The sequence below is a fragment of the Winogradskyella sp. PE311 genome (assembly GCF_046545555.1).
Lineage (GTDB): Bacteria > Bacteroidota > Bacteroidia > Flavobacteriales > Flavobacteriaceae > Winogradskyella.
Map to the genome: position 1 here is coordinate 1,610,025 of NZ_JBHZTH010000001.1, position 18,960 is coordinate 1,628,984.

Annotated in this window: 20 protein-coding genes; 8 read left to right on the forward strand and 12 right to left on the reverse strand. The window is 32.0% G+C overall.

The annotated features are described in order from the left end of the window. The 6 genes from ACFWU4_RS06885 to ACFWU4_RS06910 form a co-directional block, all read left to right on the forward strand. Window positions 1-1,516, forward strand: a 1,516-nt coding sequence (locus ACFWU4_RS06885; protein WP_411126162.1) for a gliding motility-associated C-terminal domain-containing protein, incomplete at its 5' end; no start/stop codon positions are given. A gap of 34 nt (window positions 1,517-1,550) precedes the next feature. After that, window positions 1,551-2,477, forward strand: a complete 927-nt coding sequence (locus ACFWU4_RS06890; protein ID WP_411126164.1) for a type IX secretion system membrane protein PorP/SprF — start codon at window positions 1,551-1,553, stop codon at window positions 2,475-2,477. A gap of 10 nt (window positions 2,478-2,487) precedes the next feature. Beyond that, complete coding sequence (locus tag ACFWU4_RS06895) at window positions 2,488-4,464, forward strand: OmpA family protein (RefSeq protein ID WP_411126166.1); 1,977 nt, start codon at window positions 2,488-2,490, stop codon at window positions 4,462-4,464. 106 nt (window positions 4,465-4,570) lie between these two features. Beyond that, window positions 4,571-5,098 carry an isopentenyl-diphosphate Delta-isomerase gene (idi, locus tag ACFWU4_RS06900; RefSeq protein ID WP_411126168.1) on the forward strand — a complete coding sequence of 176 codons (528 nt, stop codon included), beginning with the start codon at window positions 4,571-4,573 and terminating at the stop codon, window positions 5,096-5,098. Beyond that, the gene (locus ACFWU4_RS06905) at window positions 5,095-5,505 is read left to right on the forward strand and encodes a 6-pyruvoyl trahydropterin synthase family protein (RefSeq protein WP_411126170.1); all 411 of its coding nucleotides are present in this window, start codon (window positions 5,095-5,097) and stop codon (window positions 5,503-5,505) included. Before idi ends, ACFWU4_RS06905 begins: the two co-directional genes overlap by 4 nt. Window positions 5,506-5,586: 81 nt before the next feature. Continuing rightward, a complete protein-coding gene (locus tag ACFWU4_RS06910) occupies window positions 5,587-5,856 on the forward strand; it encodes a hypothetical protein (RefSeq protein WP_411126172.1) in 270 nt (89 codons plus the stop codon). A gap of 96 nt (window positions 5,857-5,952) precedes the next feature. Here the strand turns inward: ACFWU4_RS06910 and ACFWU4_RS06915 are convergent, their stop codons facing one another. From ACFWU4_RS06915 to ACFWU4_RS06945, 7 genes are all read right to left on the reverse strand, one after another. Next, window positions 5,953-6,666 carry a DUF4369 domain-containing protein gene (locus ACFWU4_RS06915; protein WP_411126174.1) on the reverse strand — a complete coding sequence of 238 codons (714 nt, stop codon included), beginning with the start codon at window positions 6,664-6,666 and terminating at the stop codon, window positions 5,953-5,955. A 52-nt stretch (window positions 6,667-6,718) separates the two neighbouring features. After that, entirely contained in the window at window positions 6,719-8,029 is a 1,311-nt protein-coding gene (locus tag ACFWU4_RS06920) for a DUF819 domain-containing protein (protein ID WP_411126176.1), read from the reverse strand. 64 nt (window positions 8,030-8,093) lie between these two features. After that, window positions 8,094-8,273: an Arc family DNA binding domain-containing protein gene (locus ACFWU4_RS06925; protein WP_411126178.1), complete on the reverse strand. Its 180-nt coding sequence runs from the start codon at window positions 8,271-8,273 to the stop codon at window positions 8,094-8,096. Then, window positions 8,266-8,781: a hypothetical protein gene (locus ACFWU4_RS06930; RefSeq protein WP_411126180.1), complete on the reverse strand. Its 516-nt coding sequence runs from the start codon at window positions 8,779-8,781 to the stop codon at window positions 8,266-8,268. Before ACFWU4_RS06930 ends, ACFWU4_RS06925 begins: the two co-directional genes overlap by 8 nt. Further along, window positions 8,781-8,939 (reverse strand): DUF4177 domain-containing protein, encoded by a 159-nt coding sequence (locus ACFWU4_RS06935; RefSeq protein WP_411126182.1) that lies wholly within the window; start codon window positions 8,937-8,939, stop codon window positions 8,781-8,783. Before ACFWU4_RS06935 ends, ACFWU4_RS06930 begins: the two co-directional genes overlap by 1 nt. 1 nt (window position 8,940) lies before the next feature. Continuing rightward, window positions 8,941-9,123: a hypothetical protein gene (locus ACFWU4_RS06940; protein WP_411126184.1), complete on the reverse strand. Its 183-nt coding sequence runs from the start codon at window positions 9,121-9,123 to the stop codon at window positions 8,941-8,943. Window positions 9,124-9,125: 2 nt separating this feature from the next. Then, the gene (locus tag ACFWU4_RS06945; RefSeq protein WP_411126186.1) at window positions 9,126-9,986 is read right to left on the reverse strand and encodes an SPFH domain-containing protein; all 861 of its coding nucleotides are present in this window, start codon (window positions 9,984-9,986) and stop codon (window positions 9,126-9,128) included. Window positions 9,987-10,368: 382 nt separating this feature from the next. Between ACFWU4_RS06945 and ACFWU4_RS06950 the strand changes: the two genes are divergently transcribed. Beyond that, window positions 10,369-14,373 carry a CHAT domain-containing protein gene (locus ACFWU4_RS06950; protein WP_411126188.1) on the forward strand — a complete coding sequence of 1,335 codons (4,005 nt, stop codon included), beginning with the start codon at window positions 10,369-10,371 and terminating at the stop codon, window positions 14,371-14,373. A gap of 3 nt (window positions 14,374-14,376) precedes the next feature. Here the strand turns inward: ACFWU4_RS06950 and ACFWU4_RS06955 are convergent, their stop codons facing one another. Both ACFWU4_RS06955 and ACFWU4_RS06960 read right to left on the reverse strand, forming a co-directional pair. Continuing rightward, window positions 14,377-15,306: an alpha/beta hydrolase family protein gene (locus ACFWU4_RS06955; RefSeq protein WP_411126190.1), complete on the reverse strand. Its 930-nt coding sequence runs from the start codon at window positions 15,304-15,306 to the stop codon at window positions 14,377-14,379. A gap of 372 nt (window positions 15,307-15,678) precedes the next feature. Then, complete coding sequence (locus ACFWU4_RS06960) at window positions 15,679-16,284, reverse strand: alpha-ketoglutarate-dependent dioxygenase AlkB family protein (RefSeq protein WP_411126191.1); 606 nt, start codon at window positions 16,282-16,284, stop codon at window positions 15,679-15,681. A gap of 32 nt (window positions 16,285-16,316) precedes the next feature. Between ACFWU4_RS06960 and ACFWU4_RS06965 the strand changes: the two genes are divergently transcribed. Beyond that, entirely contained in the window at window positions 16,317-16,997 is a 681-nt protein-coding gene (locus tag ACFWU4_RS06965) for a M15 family metallopeptidase (RefSeq protein WP_411126193.1), read from the forward strand. A 6-nt stretch (window positions 16,998-17,003) separates the two neighbouring features. Here the strand turns inward: ACFWU4_RS06965 and ACFWU4_RS06970 are convergent, their stop codons facing one another. From ACFWU4_RS06970 to ACFWU4_RS06980, 3 genes are all read right to left on the reverse strand, one after another. Beyond that, a complete protein-coding gene (locus tag ACFWU4_RS06970; RefSeq protein ID WP_411126195.1) occupies window positions 17,004-17,357 on the reverse strand; it encodes a MauE/DoxX family redox-associated membrane protein in 354 nt (117 codons plus the stop codon). Beyond that, complete coding sequence (locus ACFWU4_RS06975) at window positions 17,350-18,324, reverse strand: hypothetical protein (RefSeq protein ID WP_411126197.1); 975 nt, start codon at window positions 18,322-18,324, stop codon at window positions 17,350-17,352. The genes ACFWU4_RS06970 and ACFWU4_RS06975 overlap by 8 nt, the downstream gene beginning before the upstream one ends. Before the next feature lie 108 nt (window positions 18,325-18,432). Then, the gene (locus ACFWU4_RS06980) at window positions 18,433-18,774 is read right to left on the reverse strand and encodes a DUF6249 domain-containing protein (RefSeq protein WP_411126199.1); all 342 of its coding nucleotides are present in this window, start codon (window positions 18,772-18,774) and stop codon (window positions 18,433-18,435) included. Between the last annotated feature and the right edge of the window lie 186 nt (window positions 18,775-18,960).

Here is an 18,960-nt window from a genome sequence, read left to right on the forward strand (position 1 = left end):
AGAAGACCCAAGTATAGAAGCCGTAAAGACTGTAGCGATTACCAATGATGTAGCACCATTAGGAGCGAGTTTAGGTGATACGATGACTTATACGATCACAGTCTCTAACACAGGTAATGTAACTTTAGATGGAGTAGCTATAGTAGATACATTTGAGGATGCTGATGGTAACCCATTAACTTTAGCAACAGGCCCAACGTTTGTAAACACGAACCAAGCAGGAGGTGTAGACGGTATATTACGAGTAGGAGAAGTAGCGACTTATACTGCGACTTATGTAATAGAGCAAGATGCAGTAGATGCAGGAGGCTTTAATAATAGTGTATTAGCTGATGGGGATAGTCCAATGGACACTAATGTAGATGACACGAGTGATGATGATGATGATTTAGATGGTAACACAGAAGATGATCCAACTGAGACTACAATACTACCAGAGCCGAGTATTAGTTTAATAAAAACTACTTTACCACTAGAAGATACAAACGGTGATGGTATTGCAGGTAGTTTAGACGATATTATATCATATGTATTTATTGTAGAGAATACAGGTAACGTTACTTTAACAAATGTTGAAGTACAAGATGTGCTACCTGGATTGAATTTAATGGGTGGACCAATAGCACAGCTTATACCAGGAGAAATAGATGATACAACTTACACTGCGTCATATTTAATAACTCAAGCAGACTTAGATTTAGGAACAGTGACAAATTCTGCTACTGTTAGTGGTGAATCACCTGACGGAGATATAGGTGACCCGACAGATGATATTACTGATACCAGTGATGACCCTAATGACCCTAATGATGGTGATGATAATGGTGATGGTGACCCTGATGATCCAACAGTAACTGAAGTTAATTCAATTTTTGATTTAGATGTTGATAAGGTTGTTAATGAATTACAACCAATAGTAGGTGCAGAAGTAACATTTACTATAGAAGTTGCAAATATTGGTAACGTAACTGCTACAAATGTTGTTATAAGTGAACAAATACCAAGTGGATACGTATTTGTATCTGCAATTACAACAGCTGGAACCTATTCAGAATTCGATGGTGAATGGACAGTAGGTCAATTAGACCCAGATCAAGTAGAGATTCTTGAGATTACAGTTGAAGTCTTAGGATTTGGGGACTATCTAAATACTGCATTCGTACAGAGTTCTACAGGTGGCATAGATATAAACCCAGGAAACGATGATGATGAAGCAGCTGTAGACCCAATTTGTTTAACTATTTATAATGAGTTCTCTCCAAATGGAGATGGTGTTAATGAAACATTTATAATCGATTGTTTAGAAAGGTTCACTAATAATAAATTAGAGGTTTATAATAGATGGGGTAACATTGTTTATTCTAAGAAAGGATATCTTAATGATTGGGATGGAACATCAAATGGAAGAGCAGTTATTAATCAATCCGATAAATTACCAGTCGGAACATACTATTACGTTCTAGATTTAGGTGATGGCTCAGAACCAAGAGTAGGATGGTTATATATTAATAGATAGAATTAATTAACACTGAATTATAAAATATATTAAAATGATACATAAATCATCAATTATAAAAGGATTAGTAGTGTTAGTATTTACAATACTTAGTGCTAACAGTTATGCACAACAAGATCCACAGTATACGCATTATATGTATAATACCCTCAGTGTTAATCCAGCATATGCTGGTCAAAGAGAAACATTGAGTGTTGTAGGTCTTCACAGATCACAATGGGTTGGTATTGATGGTGCTCCGCAGACACAATCTTTAGGTATACATTCACCTTTGCGTAATGAGCGTGTTGGTTTGGGATTAAACATTGTCAGCGATGCATTAGGGCCGGCAAGAGAAACATTTGTAGATGCTAATTTCTCTTATACAATTCCTTTAAATGCTAACGATTTAAAACTCTCGTTTGGAGTTAAGGGAGGGTTACATATGTTAGATACGGATTGGAGCAAAGGACGTTTTCAAAATCCAGATGTAGTATTTAATAATAATCTTAATCTAATTTCTCCAATGGTAGGAGCAGGTTTATATATGCATACTAGAAAATGGTACCTAGGAGTAGCAGTTCCTAATTTTTTAGAAACAGAGCATTATGATGACTTTCAAGAATCATTAGCAACTGAACGTATGCATTTTTATGCTATAGGTGGTTATGTTTTTAATTTAAGTGAAACAACAGAATTAAAACCTGCATTTCTTATAAAAGGAGTGGCAGGGGCGCCATTAATTGCAGATGTATCAGCAAACCTCTGGTTTCAAAAGAAATTGACTGCGGGTTTAGCGTGGAGATGGGATGACTCTGTGAGTGCATTAATTGGTTTTCAAGCAACACCGGGAATGTTTATTGGTTATGGTTATGATATGACAACAACCGGATTAAATAATTATAACAGTGGAACACACGAAATAACTTTAAGATTTGAAGTTAAAAGATTAGGTAGAATTTTATCACCACGTTTCTTCTAAAAATAGTATTATGAGAATAATTTCAAGATATATATGTACAGTACTGATAAGTATATTTGCTTTATCTGCTGTTGCACAGAACGGAAAAATTAAAAGCGTACAAGACGACTATAAAGATTTTGCTTATGTTAAGACTAGTGAGGTCCTTCTAGAAGTAGCAAACAAAGGTTATAAATCTGTAGATCTATTTCAGAAATTAGCTAACTCCTATTATTTTATTAATGATATGGAGAACGCTTCAAAATGGTATGGAGAACTAATGGCTTTAGAAGAAGTTGTTGAGCCAGAGTATTACTTTAGATATGCCTTAGCACTAAAAGGAACTAAGAATTATGAAGAATCTGATAAGTGGATGAAGAAATTTAATGCACTTAAACCAGATGATTTAAGAGGTAAAGCATTTTTGTCTAACGTTGATTACAAATCTTCTATCGAAGAATCGAGCAGAGATGATATTCAACCTAATAATTTAGATATCAATACTGAATTTTCTGATTTTGGAACTACCGAATATGAAAATAGTATAGTATTCGCTTCATCTAGAGGAGGAGGAAAAAAATATAGATGGAATCAACAACCGTATTTAGATTTATATGCTGTTGAAAGAACTGATGATAGTTTTGGTGAAGTAACAGAAATTCAGGGCAAGGTTAATACTAAATTTCATGAGTCTAGTGCCGTATTCTCACCTAATGGTAAGTATATGTTTTTTACTAGAAACAACTTTTTTAAACTTAAGTATAAGGAAGATGAAACAGGAATAAATAGATTACAACTCTATAGAGCTACAAAAAGTGAAGATGGCACTTGGGACGAAATTCATAAGATTCATTTTAATAGTGAAGATTATAGTGTAGCACATCCAACATTAAATCTTACAGGTAGTAGACTTTATTTTGCTTCGGATATGCCAGGAACATTTGGTCAATCAGATATATTTGTGGTCGATGTTAATGATGATGGTTCTTTAAGTACACCCGAAAATTTAGGACCTTCTATTAATACGGAAGGGCAAGAATCATTTCCTTTTATAAACACTAATGGAGATTTATATTACTCCTCTACAGGATTTCCTGGATTAGGTGGTTTAGATGTTTTTAAATCAGAAGGTTTAGATCAAAAAGTAAAAGTGGGTTCTAATAGAAATTTTCCTATTCAGAATGTGAGTCAACCAGTTAATAGTGCTGCAGATGATTTCGGTTATTATGAAAATTTAGTTACTAAACGTGTATACTTTAGTTCTAATAGAGAAGGCGGAAAAGGAAGTGATGATATTTATACATTTATTATCCCTGAATGTGAGCAATCAGTGACTGGTTTAGTAAAAGATAAAGAAACGGATGCTATAATACCTAATTCTACCGTTATTTTATTTGATGGAGAAGGGAAAGAACTACAACGCAAAACTGTTGGTGCAGATGCTGCATTTAGCTTTGAATTAGATTGTGAAATAGAATACCTAATTAGAGCAGAGAAAGAAACGTATGCTTCTGACGAAAAACGCTTTACAACACCTAAGAAAAAACAAGAACTCAGACTCCAATTACTATTAGAAAAAGATGTCATAGAGATTGAGCCTTGTGATGATTTAGCAAAAATCCTGGATATTCCAATTATTTATTTTGATTTTGATAAGTCTAATATTAGATATGATGCCGAAATAGAATTGCAGAAAGTACTTGCGGTACTCAACAAATATCCTACTATGAAAATTGATATTCGTTCACATACAGATTGCAGAGGACCTGCAACTTATAACGAAAAATTATCAGATAGAAGAGCACAATCGACGCGACAGTATTTAATTGATAAAGGTATTTCCCAAGATCGTTTAACTGCTAAAGGTTATGGAGAATCAAGACTAATTAACGATTGTGGCTGTGAGCCTTCAAACGAATCTAGTTGTTCTGAAGAAGAGCATCAATTAAATAGACGTAGTGAGTTTATCATAACAAGTATTAATGGTAAGACTTGTGATGACAACTAAAAGTCATTTATTTAAATAAAATATAAATAGCCGTTTAATTTTTTAAACGGCTATTTTTTATGAAATCCTTTAGTATTTTTAAAGCTTTAGATGTTAATTTTGCTTTATGACAGAAGAACAAGTCATCTTAGTAGATGAAAATGATAATCAGATAGGTTTAATGCCCAAAATGGAAGCGCATGAGAAGGCACTTTTGCATCGTGCTTTTTCAGTTTTTATTTTTAATAATAAGAATGAGTTAATGCTTCAGCAACGTGCAATGCATAAATATCATTCTCCTGGTTTATGGACTAATACCTGTTGCAGCCATCAACGAAATGGTGAAAGTAATATTGAAGCTGGTACAAGACGATTACAAGAAGAAATGGGGTTTGTTACAGATTTGACTGAGTCTACATCTTTTGTCTATAAAGCTCCTTTTGATAATGGCTTAACAGAACATGAATATGACCACGTTATGATTGGTAAATTTAATGGTGAGCCAACTATTAACGCAGATGAAGTTGCAGACTGGAAATGGATGACTTTAGAAAACGTGAAAAAGGATATTAGTATGTATCCTCAAAATTATACAGAGTGGTTTAAAATTATATTTGAAAAATTCTACGAATTTATTAACGTTAATAACTTATGAAAGTAACTGTACATAGAAAAGCTCATTTTAATGCAGCACACAGGCTTTATCGTAAAGATTGGAGTTTTGAGAAGAATGATTTAGTTTTCGGTTTATGTAATAATCCAAATTTTCATGGTCATAATTACGAGCTTATTGCGAGTGTAACGGGAGAAGTTGACCCAGAAACTGGTTTTGTTATTGATGTAAAAATATTGAAGGATATTATTAAATCTGAGGTTGAGAATGCTTTTGATCATAAAAACTTAAATGTAGAAGTTCCAGAATTTCAGGATTTAAATCCAACAGCTGAAAATATTGCAGTTGTTATTTACAATAAAGTCAAAGCTAAATTAGATTCTAAGTTCCATCTTGAGATAACACTTTATGAAACGCCTCGTAATTTTGTAACCTATTCAGGCGAATAATTTTAGAATTAATCTCTTAAATAATTTTTATCAATTAGTAAGAGAGATTCATTACTTTTGTAGCTCAAAACATTTATAAACATGGCAAATAAAAGAGATTTAAAAAAAGATATAAACTACGTTTTAGGAGATATTATCGAAGCAGTATATGTTTGGGAATTAACCAATACAGAAAAGCCTACAAAGGAAAGTGACGCCATCATAGATGACGCAATTAGCACATTCGATGAATTGATTGTGAGAGTTAATGACAGAGGCGTAGAAGATAAAAAAGTGCATTTTAAAGCAATTAATGCAGATTTAGAATCTAAAGGTAAAGCTCTAATTGAACGCATTAACAAACTAAAATAATTGTATTAGTATTTTAAATATAAACTAAAAAGCCAATCGTATTTGCGATTGGCTTTTTTAGTTGTAGACGTAAATTCTTTTTATGGCGCTAAAGTCTTAATTCGCTAATTTTCTTTCGGCTATAAATTCTTTTAACTTTCTACCATATAAAGAATTTTTAATTTCATTTGTTAGACCATTATAAACAGAATCAATGTATATAGGATTAGCGGCCGGAATTTCATATAAAGCTAAATATGGTGCAATTTCACTATCTTTATTATTCATTGCAAACTGAATAGTATAAGCATATTTTCGTTTTATAAGTTTTTGAGATTGTTTATTTAAAGAGTCGGAAGTTATAGTGTCATTAGCTTTTTGAGCTAAGAAATTAGCTTCAATTAAATCTAAATTTTGATTATTAAACTGAGACATTATATCAGTGTATTCATTTAAAAGTGCCTGTTGCCTAGATCCATTTATTTTAGCATCAAAATTAAAATTCTTTAAAGAGGTCTTAATTTCTGTAATACCTTCATCGGCAAAAAACGGTATGTAATGTTCTTCGCCGTCATTTTTAAATAATTTTAAATACAATAAAACGGGTTCATCTATTGTAGTTTTCAAAGTAAACTCAGATTGTCCAGCGATAACTAATGAATCTAGATTTATAATGTCGGTTGAATCTAAGTTCTTTTGAAGATAAACCACCCCTTTTTTAAGTCCTTTTATATTTCCTTTTAATGTGAAATTTCCTTCATTATCATTGCTGCAAGAAATCGCTAAGAATGCTAATAATGTGATGCTTAAAAATTTATAAATCTTTGTCATGAGTTTTTTTAATAATTAGGTGTGCAAATATCTTACAATCCTTTTAAAATTGCTAACTAACAGCTGCTAATTCCATTAATATTGTACAGGCGATAGCTGCAATTGTACCAACTGCGTATCCAAAAACAGCAAGTAGCACTCCTACAGTAGCTAGGGATGGGTGAAATGCAGAAGCTACAATTGGAGCAGAAGCTGCACCACCAACATTGGCTTGACTTCCTACAGCTAGAAAGAAATAAGGTGCTTTAATTAATTTAGCAACAACAATTAATAATAACGCATGAATAGTCATCCAAACCACACCAATTGCTATTAGTCCAAGGTTATCAAAAATAAGTGTTAAATCCATTTTCATACCAATAGTAGCTACTAGTATATAGATAAATACACTACCGAATTTACTTGCTCCAGCACCTTCATAGTTTTTTGCTTTGGTATTAGATAGCAGTATAGCAATTAAGGTTGCTATACTTATCATCCAAAAGAATTTTGAACCTAAGAATGTAAAAATATTTCGGGTTGTAGGTGATTCTATATTGGTGACAACGCCATCAAAAAATGGGGCTAAATAATTAGCTCCTAAATGCGCAATACTTACCGTACCAAAAGCGATAGCACAAATAATCATAATATCAGTAAGAGATGGATTACGCTTTACTTTTTCAGAAAAGGTAGATACTTTTTCTTTTAAGTCTTCAATAGAGGAGGTATCCGCCTTAAGCCATTTATTAATGCGATTTCGTTTACCTATACCTATAAGGATAATGGCCATCCATATATTAGCAACAACGATGTCAACGAAAACCATTGCTCCGTATCTAGCCTGATTGTACTCGTATATCTCTAACATTGCTGTTTGATTAGCTCCACCACCTATCCAACTACCAGCTAGCGTAGAAAGTCCTCTCCATACAGCATCTGGTCCAACACCTCCAACAGTTTCTGGAGATACAGCAGCAATTAATAGTATAGCAATGGGCCCACCAATAACAATACCTAAAGTCCCAGTGAAAAACATAACCAAAGCTTTCCAGCCCAAATTAAAAACAGCTTTTAAATCTATACTTAATGTCATTAAGACTAAAGCGGCTGGCAATAAATAACGACTTGCCATGTAATATAAGCTCGAACTACTTTCAGTTTTTACTCCTGACTCTGATACTGACGTCCATTCTGGAGAAATTAATCCAGTAGTTGTTAAAACCGCGGGAATCATATAGGCCATAAATAAACCTGGAACTATTTTGTAGAATTTTGGCCAAAAACCAGTTTTTATGGATTCAGTAAAAAAAACAAAACCCAATGCAAGCATTAAGATTCCAAATACAATCGTGTCATCAGTAATAATAGGCGAAGTGTCCATCGTTAGGATTTTTATTCTCCGCAAAATACAAAAATTAAAAACTAAAAAAAGTGACCATTTCTGATCACTTTTCATCTTTAGTGCTTTCTTTTTTCTTGGGATTCCTATTATGCTCTTTTAAGTATTGCATCAGCATCCATTCTATTTGTCCGTTAGTACTGCGAAACTCATCAGAAGCCCATTTTTCAACAGCCTTTAGCATATCTTCATTTATGCGTAATGCAAAAGCTTTTTTTTTAGACATTGTTACTTTTTTTAATTTTTGATTTATAGGTTAGCAAAACACGTTCTGCATCTACTTTTTTTTGTGTTCCTATTAGAAGCTTTTTCCCATTGATTAAATCTAGTTGTATGCCAATATCGCCAGAAATATTTATTGCTTTTCCTTTAGACTTATTCCATAACGCGCCACCTCTTAATCCCCAACCTCCATAATCGTTTATAGCATCATAAGTTCTTACATACACTTTGTTAATTTCACTCCAATTAATATGCTTATACTTTAAATGAAATGGAAAGAATTTATAATAAATACCAGTTTGGTCGATTCTTGTAGATAGCTTAAAAAAGAAAATAATACATGCAGCAAATACCACCAAGCCTAAAAGACCAATTAATTCTGTAGTTGAGTAACTTTTAGGATTTTTTATGTAAGTACCTAGTATAATACCAATAGGCATTATTATACTTACTACCATAAGTATAATAAGCCATAGTTGATTGAATCGTTGTTCCTCCTTAAAGATTCTCATTATCTGTTTTTATCTCGCTCTAGAATTATCAAAGGAGAATTTTGACCAATATGTTTTACTTCCCAACCCTCTCTGGCATATTGGTTTAACAAATCTTCATATTTCTGAATTCTATTTCTTAAACCTAGTTTTGGATGTATTACTTTATATTCTTTCATTTTACTCTTCTGTTTTATTGTCTTTTAATACCACTAGAGCTATTACTACACCGATTATTGTCCCAATAATAGAGCCATATACCATACTCATCGCAATATCTCCACTAACGGCTCCAATTGTAGTGCCAATACTTGTGCCCATTGCGCAACCCACGCCAATTGAAAATATTTGTTTCTGATTCATAATTAATGACTTAATGTTCCTGTATTCAATACTGGTGAAGCATCTTTATCTCCACAGAGTACAACCATGAGATTACTTACCATAGCCGCTTTGCGTTCTTCATCCAAATCTACAACTTGTTTCTTGTTGAGTTCTTCTATCGCCATTTCTACCATACTTACGGCTCCTTCTACGATTTTATGTCTAGCAGCTACAATTGCTGTGGCTTGCTGACGTTTTAACATCGCATTAGCGATTTCTTGTGCATAGGCTAAATACCCAATACGAGCTTCTAATACTTCAATACCAGCGATAGATAAGCGTTCGTCTATTTCTTTTTCTAGTGCTGTACTAACTTCATTAACACTAGATCTTAGCGTTATATCTTCGTCATGGCCTTCGTCTGCAAAGTTATCGTAAGGATACATGCTTGCAAGTTTACGAACCGCTGCGTCTGTTTGTACACGTACAAAGTTTTCGTAATTATCGACATCAAAAGCTGCTTTGTATGTATTATGTACGCGCCAAACTAAAATGGTGCTAATCATTATAGGATTACCTAGCTTGTCATTTACCTTAAGACGCTCACTATCAAAGTTACTAGCTCTTAGTGATATTTTCTTTTTGGTATAAAAAGGGTTTACCCAATAGAAACCATTTTTCTTTACTGTGCCGACATATTTTCCGAATAATAGTAATACTCTAGATCCGTTGGGTTGCACCATTAAAAAGCCAAAGGCTAATACAAGAGATGCTACAATACCAAAAACAGACCATCCTGTTTTAGTTATAGGTATTAATGCAATACTACCAAAGAATAATAGTACAAATAGAAATAACATTAAGTAACCATTAGCAGGAACAATGATTTTTTCTTCTTTCATAATTTAAAAATTTAACTGGTTAATAATTATTTTTATTTATTATGATATTAAAATGATATCATAAAGATATAACATATAAGTATGTTATTAAATCATTTTGTTACAATTTTTATAAAAAAAGTAAAAAATAAAGTTTGGCACGCCATTTGTATTATACAAGGTGTAATGATAATTACGATAGTTACCACTAGGTAACATACTACAAAATCGTAACATTACATTTGGTTGGTTAGTTAGAAAAAGCATCTCGTGGTTGGGATGCTTTTCATTTTTAGCAAATCTATCAACTAGTTTAAGGACTAGTGGAATTAAAAAAAATACGCAATACTGCGTATATATAGCAAAAACTAAAGTTTTAATTTTCGTTCTTAAATTTAAAGTAATGAAATTTATTCTTTCTCTTTTTATTACAACACTATCTTTTGCTTGTTTATCACAATCGCTAAATACAGAAGACCTCTACCCATACCTTAAAAAAATTGACAATAGAGAACACTCATTTCAAGGCTGTGTATCTGGTAATTGCACAAATGGTAATGGTGTTTATATGACCTTAAAAACAAAATCTTATACCTCTAGAAGTAACGCTGACAACTATAGAACAGTAACCATTTATGTATTTAATGGTCAATTCTCTGATGATGGTAAAAAATTAAAAGGAAGAGAGTTCGGTTTCAATACACCTTATTTTTTTAAAAACAATAAGAAGAAAAAAATGGAATCAAATTTTGCTACAGTACTTGATGGCTCTGACCCAGAATTGGATAAATTTTTAAATTACGAGGGTGAATTTAAATTAAATAACAAAACTTATCAGCGTCATGGCAAAGATGGAATTGAGCATTATTTAATGAGAGGGAATGATACTATCACAAATCATATTACAACCTATTACAATGGTTATAGAAACCGGCAAATGATAACCTATGCAAAAGATTATAAATATAAATCGTTTGAAGGTTGGATTCAACCAGGTAACAGAAAAACAATAGGCAAACTCGTCTTAGCAAATGATGATATTTATATGGGTACTTTTTTTAATGGTAAATATGAAGGTTACGGACGGCTTATAAGTTCTAATAGTACCAGAGAAGGGTTATGGAAAAACGGAAAATTGATTAAAGAAATAAAAATTACGATACCAGAAAATGGTTTGTTAGGTGAAATAATTAATGATGATAGGATTTGGTTAGAAATAGAACAATTTGAAGCTAAAAAAAAGGGAAATTATTTTGGCGAAAATATTAATGATGTACCAAGCGGACAAGGTTTATTTTTTGATTATTGGGGACATATAGCGGTCGGTAATTTTGAATATGGAGCTTTGAATGGTATAGGCTATAGGCTGACTACGAAGTCTGTAGTTAAATATGGCAAAAACGGAAATTATTATCCCTGTACCAAAGAATTTGGTGAATTTGTAAATGGTGAACTCGTAGATGGAACGATAATTTCTTATTATTTAAAATCTAGTGACAAAAAGATTTATCATTATCAAGAAGTTAGTTCAAAAGAAATATCGCCTGCTCAAGCAGCCACATCTAAAGAAGCTACTATTACGGGAGTCAATCTAAAGAGCAATGATATTAATAAGCAATACCAGCAAGCTACAGACTTGATGAATAAAAATGAGTACAGTAAAGCACTTTATATTTTACTTCAAATTATAGATAGACAAGGATTTAACTCTATAAATCATGTTCAAGCATCGTTCTGTTATTTAATGCTTCAAGATTTAGACAATGCTGCTAAATACGCGCAACAAGCTATTGATATTAATCAGACTGACTTTACAGGCTATTTCGTAAAGGCTTTAGAAAAAACTGCCAGTAACAAAATGGAAGAAGCAAAGACCACTATGTTAGACGCCTTCTTTTTTGACTCTAACAATAACAAAACGACATATACTAAAAGCTTAAAGGCTATGGTAGAGGCGAATCTCAATTCTGGTGGATGCTCAGAGATGCTATCGTTTGTAGACAAAAATTATAGTGCTAGAAATCAAAGTTATGCCACTATACAAAACGATATGAACACCGCAGCACAAAATTTAACTACTAACGTTGGTGTCGCTAAACAGGCTTTTAATTCAGCTATTAAAAAAAGCGCCACGATTAAAAGTAAACCTTGGTTAAAGGCTTATAATGCATACTATGCTGCTGGTAGCCTGTATTTTGCTAATCTATATGACGATGCAAAACCTTATTTTGATCAAGCCTATGTCGACGTTATTCAACATAAGGACGCTATTGGTCCATATTCAAAATTTCTATTAAATACTGTTTCGGCAGAATACGCTAGTAACAATCTAGACTTTGAAAAATCAAAAGGGTACTTAAACAGCGCAAAGCCATTTTTAAAGACAATAGGCACTTATGCTAATGATTTAAAAGCAAAATATTACCATAGTGAATGTAAATATCTCGAGCAGTTAGATTCTCAAAATGAATTGATTATAAACGCTAATAAAATGAGAGCGCTAAAGAACACGGGCTTTGATAATTATTACGAAGCTTTAGCCTTAAATTTTTTAGGAATGGGCTATGGTAAAAGCGGTACTGCAGAAGGACGAAAAAAATCGTTTAATTTCTACGAGCAAGCTTTGGTATTAGCTAAAAAAAATGGATTTACGCCTATAATACAAGATATTGAAGCTAATTTACCAATTGCATATTGGCAGTCAGGACAAAAGGAAAAAGCAATAAACCTTTATCGAAATAGTATTGACAAAAGTAAAGATTCTAAACAGTTTAAGGATGCGGAAATCGCCGCAAATAACTTAGCGTATTTATGCCTATATAATAAAGATTATACTAACGCAGCCAAATATTTTGAAGAAGCTACGGAATTGACAGAACAAGCACGACTGAGTTTAAGTAAAAAAGATAGAATTATTTACTTGCAAGGAAAAACAAGTGCTTATCAAGGTTTAATTTATGCTTTGGCTAAATTGGGCAATGTTGAAGGTGTATTTAATGCACAACAAAAAGATAGAGCCAGAGTATTGCTAGAAATTTTATCTAAAAAAAATAATAACAAAGAAATTTCGCTTTCAGAATTTCAAAAAACTCTAGCCGAAAATGAGACTGCTATTTTTTATTCTTTATTTGAAGCAGGTACTGCAATTATTACAACCGTTTCAAATAATTCAGCTAAGGTTAATATATCTGATAATAAGTTAGAATTTCTTAAAATTAAGAAGAAGTATCTCGATATGATGTATAAAGGGAAGCCCAGCTATAATGCAATTAACGTAGATCAAGCCCAACAGTTTGCAGACAAAGATGACCGTGTTGCATCTCAATTAAAAAATAATGATATGAATCTTATGATGGAATTGTATCGTGGTATTATAGATAAATCCATCGCTGCTCCTAATGAAACTGTAAGAACAAATTTACTTAATTCATTGGCTGATCAATATTATAAATTTTTAATAAAACCAATAGAGAATCAAATCGTTTCGAAGAATAGTTTAATCGTATATGCCGATGGTATTTTAAATTTTTTACCATTTGAAGCATTAAAGCCAATAACTTCAAATAATTATCTAGTCCAAACTTATGACTTACGTTATGGTCGTTCGGCAGGTGTTTCAAATTTACTAAGAAATAGAATTTACTCTAATATTCGTAAGCCTTTCTTGGCAATGGGAGGAGCAACATATGGTAAGATGGACGAATATGATAAATTAAAAAATAGAGGTATTAACTATACGGATTTAAAGATTCAAGCAATTACAAATTCATTGAATGGTAAATCACAGCGTGAGGTGTATGCAAAACTATTTGGCGAGAAAATGAAATATTTGCCTGGTACATTAAAAGAGGTCAATAATCTAAGTCAGATTTTTAGTGAATCTCAGATTTATGTTGGCGAAGAGATGAGCGAATCTATTATAAAGCAACTTTCAAAGTCAAAGGCACTTCAAAATTATAAAATTATACATTTAGCAACGCATGGATTTTCTTTACCAGAATTCCCTGAACTTTCTGGCCTTGCAATGTCTATATTTCCTCAGTCAAAAAACGGTGAAGACGGTTATTTAACAACCTCTGAAATCGCTAATTTAGATATGAAAGCTGATATGGTTGTCTTATCTGCCTGCGAAACAGCAATGGGTAAAATCTATGGTGGTGAAGGAGTTGCTGGTTTAACGCAATCTGTGTTAGAAGGTGGTGCAAATGCTGCCATGGTATCTCTATGGCCAGTCAATGATGCTGGTACTATGTATTTTATGACTGGATTTTACGAACTAACCGAAAAACAAGGAAAAAGCTATCAAGAAGCAATTAATATCATGAAACGAAAATTTATTAATGGTGATTTTGGAGAATCTTTTAAGGATATTCAAATATGGGCACCATTCATTTATTATGGGTATTAAAATTTATTGCAGTTTTATAAACTTAGTAATACTAGCTTTCAGTTGCGATGAAATTGCTCTAAAAGACTCGTTATAAGATTTAGAATTTTCTAAATCGTCACCTTTAATTTCAAAAAGGACATGATTCATATTTTCAATAATACTTAAAGTTGACTTCTCATTGGCTGTTTTTAGTAATTCAGCTTCACTTTCTGAAACTTGAAGGTCTTTTGTGCCATTAATAAGTAAAATAGGTATATCTAATTCTTTTATAATATCTTGAGGATTGTATTGCATCCAATTGATCATAAATGGTTGTATATCGGCATTAAATACAGATGCTAAAGCCGAGGGATATTCTGATGTGGTTTTACCTTCTTTTAAGATATTCACAACCTTTTGTGTTTGCTCACCTAGTTTGGGATCCATAGTCTTGACTTGGTCTACGATGACATCACCAATATTTTGTCCAGCTCCTGCTAAAGAAATAAAACCATCAGCTTTATCTTTAGCAGCTAACATACCAACTAAGCTTCCTTGACTGTGGCCTATTATATAGATTTTATTGTAAGTCGACTTTTCTTTAAAATAATTTATAACATCTAAGGCATCGTTCACAAAATCATCAAATAGTATATTTTTATCTACATTACCTTGACGTATCTGTTTAACAATACGCTTATCATACCTAAATGTGGCAATACCATTATTAGTTAAACCTTCAGCTAATTTTTTTAATGAATTGTTTTTTAGAAAGTTCTGATTTCCATCTCTATTGGTTGGACCAGAACCAGCAATTATAATGGCTAAATTAGATTTGTCATTTGCCGCAGGACTTAGTAATGTACCATCAATCCATTTAGAAACTGAAATATCTTCTTCAATAAATGTTTTTTCTTGACAGAAATTTATTGACGAAACTAAAATTGAAATGATAAATATGTAATACTTCATTTTAAATTTTTTAAGATGCTTAAAGTTAATTTATAATCTCATGAATTCTTATTCTTGAAACAATTTTTATCTCGATTTAGTATAATTTAATTAATCTTTTGTTTTTTTTAACAGTGTATTTCATCGATGAAATACATTATTTCACCTATAAAAGTTAAAATTATGTGTATTTCATCGATTAAATATGTTTTTAAGCGTTATAATTAAAGTGGAGTTATATATTTACAGTGTACTAAAATTTAGTTTTTAGTTCAATGGATTAATTAATTAATATTTGCATTATGTTGTTGACTTAGAGACCCTGAATCTACGCATAATTTTAAAAAGCAAATAAAACGAAAGCCGAGATTGAGGGATCTCGGCTTTTTGTTTTTATATATCTAGTAATTTCCTAAATGTAAGATTAATTCTTGGATCTATTTTTCTTTTAGTTTTTGCTATTTGATGCAGCCAATGGTGTTGCATTTCACCTTTCATTATTAATAAGCTTCCGTGTTCTAATATGAGCTTATGCCTTTCTTCTTTAATTGTTCTGTGTTTAAAATGAAATGGACGTGCTTCACCAAAACTTACTGATGCAATTACAGGATTTTTACCTAGTTCTTTTTCATTATCTGCATGCCAGCCATTACTATCATTACCATCACGATAAAGATTTATTAATAGTGTGTTAAATTTTTCTTCTGAAAAGGTTTCAACTTTATTTTTTATAGATTTTAATAATTTCGAAAAAGGTTCAGGATGCATGAGAATACTAGAGTAGCTATAAGTTTGCTTAGTTTCTCCATATAACGCTGTTAGTCTGGGCTGTTTATAGGTTTTTCCAAAAATGGTTATATCATCGTGTTGCCAATTGGTTTCAGCTTTTATAGATTCAAAGTAGATATCGGACTCTTCCTTTGAAAAGAAATTTGGGATATAGATTAATTCCGTATTCGGCAGTTTAAAATGTTGTTTCTTATCTGAAAACAAGTCCATAGTCTAAATTTTCTCTAAATTAGTATTTCGGTATGAAAAATAAAACACTTCTTTATATAGTTTTTACAGCTTTAGTTGTATTTGGTTTTAATCAAAAACAGATATTACCAGAAGGATTTGTTTATGCGAAGCATATAATACCAGATTTAGATGTAGAATTGCGATATTTTACCTCTAATAATTTTGTAGGTGATACAATTGACGGTTATAACGCTAACCAATTAATTATTACCAAAGCCTCTGCTGATAAGCTCAAATTAGTTCAAGAAGAACTGCAACAACAAAATTTATGTTTAAAGGTCTATGATGGTTATAGACCACAACGTGGAGTTAATCATTTTATTCGCTGGGCTAGAGATTTAAACGATACTATTAATAAATCTCAATTTTACCCAGAAGTTAATAAACGTAATCTGTTTAAAGCGGGTTATATAGCATCACGTTCTGGTCATAGTAGAGGTAGTACTCTCGACTTAACTATTATAAACGGTGAGACGGGAGAACCTTTAGACATGGGTAGCCCTTTTGATTTTTTTGGTGAAGAATCATGGGTTGATTATCAAAATATTACTCAAGTACAAAAAGAAAATAGACAATTGCTAAAAGCTGTAATGTTGAAGCACAGTTTTAGAAATTATCCTAAAGAATGGTGGCACTTCACTTTACGCTGGGAACCTTTTCCTGATACTTATTTTGATTTTGAGGTTGAGTAGGAGTATTTATAAATACATCCAAGCCCAATACATCAATCCAAATTGAAGTGGAATACGCAAAACTAAAATCCATTTTGGAATTCCTGCGGATGCTTTTTTACTCGATAGCATATAGAAGTGCACAGATAGAAAAACAATAAGCATCGCTATAATACCATAGATAGATATCATTTTTAATATGGGGATACACAAACCTATCCCTAAAATAATCTCAGCTATACCACTCCAAAAGACTAAGGCTTTATGACTTGGTAAATATCTTGGCATAATACGTAGATACATTTTAGGCTTTATAAAATGCATAACACCAGCAAAGATGTATATGCAAGCCATAATATACAGGCCAATGGGTTCAGTCATCTTTGTAGGTTTTAAAAGTGATGCCAACACCATAGTTAAACAAGTTTTTATCTAATAAGCTCGACTTAAACCCATTGCCTTTATCAAACTTAACCCATTCGTTACCACTAATAAATACACGTTTTATGTAAGTGTTTTTAGTTTTAATTTCGTTTGTAAAAGGTAAAAGCGGTCTAAAATTGGTAGGAATCTTTACCACTCCATTTTTAGATTTAATCTCTTTGTATTTTTTATTAGGTAATAATTTACCTGATTTATCTGAATAACCCATAACCTGTATAGATACATAAAAACCTGCTTTCGGTACATAAATATCATAGTCTTCAACATTTAATTGATGAGAATCTCCATCTTTTTCTGTCGCTCTAAAAACTATTGTTTGGTAGGTTAGTGTTTTATGAGGTAGCCCCTTATTATTTGAATAAAACTGAACTTTAAATAGAGTAGAAAACTTTTTCTTTTCACTGTTAGATCGGTTTCGTTTTTTCCAATCTTTGGATTCTAAAGCAATGGGAAAAGTTATCGAGGACAATTTCTGATCTTTAGTACTTGTTTTAGGAAAATAAACAGCGATCTCGGATTCTATAGTTGGCAACCAACAATTATAGTAATCATCGTCGAGGTAAGGTTTTAATATTTCTTTTTTAAACTTTCTATTTAGTTTAGTGCCAATTAAAACTTCGTCTAATTGATCTGCTTGAGGTTGCATTAGTAGTTGTTGAGGTAGGGTTTTGGTAGAAACATTTAAGTCTTTATATCCTAAGGCAGAAATATAAAGTGAATCAATATCTGGATATAACTTTTTACTGAAGAAAAATTCGCCTTCATCATCTGCAAAAATCCCTTGACCATTACCAAAGGATATGGTAGCATAACTTACAGGATAATTGGTAAGGCTGTCTAAGACTTTAATTTGGGCAACCCCAAATTGGCTTAGAAATACTACGAATAAAAAGATTTTGGGCATATGTATACTTTATAGCTAAATATACATCAATTATGCACAAAAAAAAACGCCTCATTTCCGAAGTTTCGGCAGAGACGCTTTAGTTTTTTGATTGATCAGTCTAGATTTTTAATCGTCTAATTCTTTTTTAGTTTGCCTATAACCTAGGTAAAGGCCAACTCCTGCCATAAAGAATATCACGGCTGCCATTGCACCTTCTTCTAAATTAGTATAGGTGTCGATTAATGCAGCTAAGAAAGTGCCTAAGCCTATACCCATTAATAAAAAAGCGATATTTATAACAACTACCTTCCAGGAAGATCCTGATCGCTTACCAATATTAAAAATACTGGCATCAGCACCTTTTTCTATTAAAGCTAGACGTTCTTTATTACGTGTAGAATAGTATAGGTAAACCATACCGAAAATGACTGCAAAAAAACTGAGTGGTATTAAAATTTCTTCATCCATAATGTTTGATTTTTAATTGATTAATTTTATTGTTTTAAAAGTTATATTCAAATCGATTTCGTCTTAAAATTTTGGCGCACTACAAAATGTTTTATTGACTCAATTCTTACCTTATGACGACATGTTTTTAAATGAGGTTACAATTTTTTTAAAAAAAATATTTTCAGCAATTTATGTAACCTTATA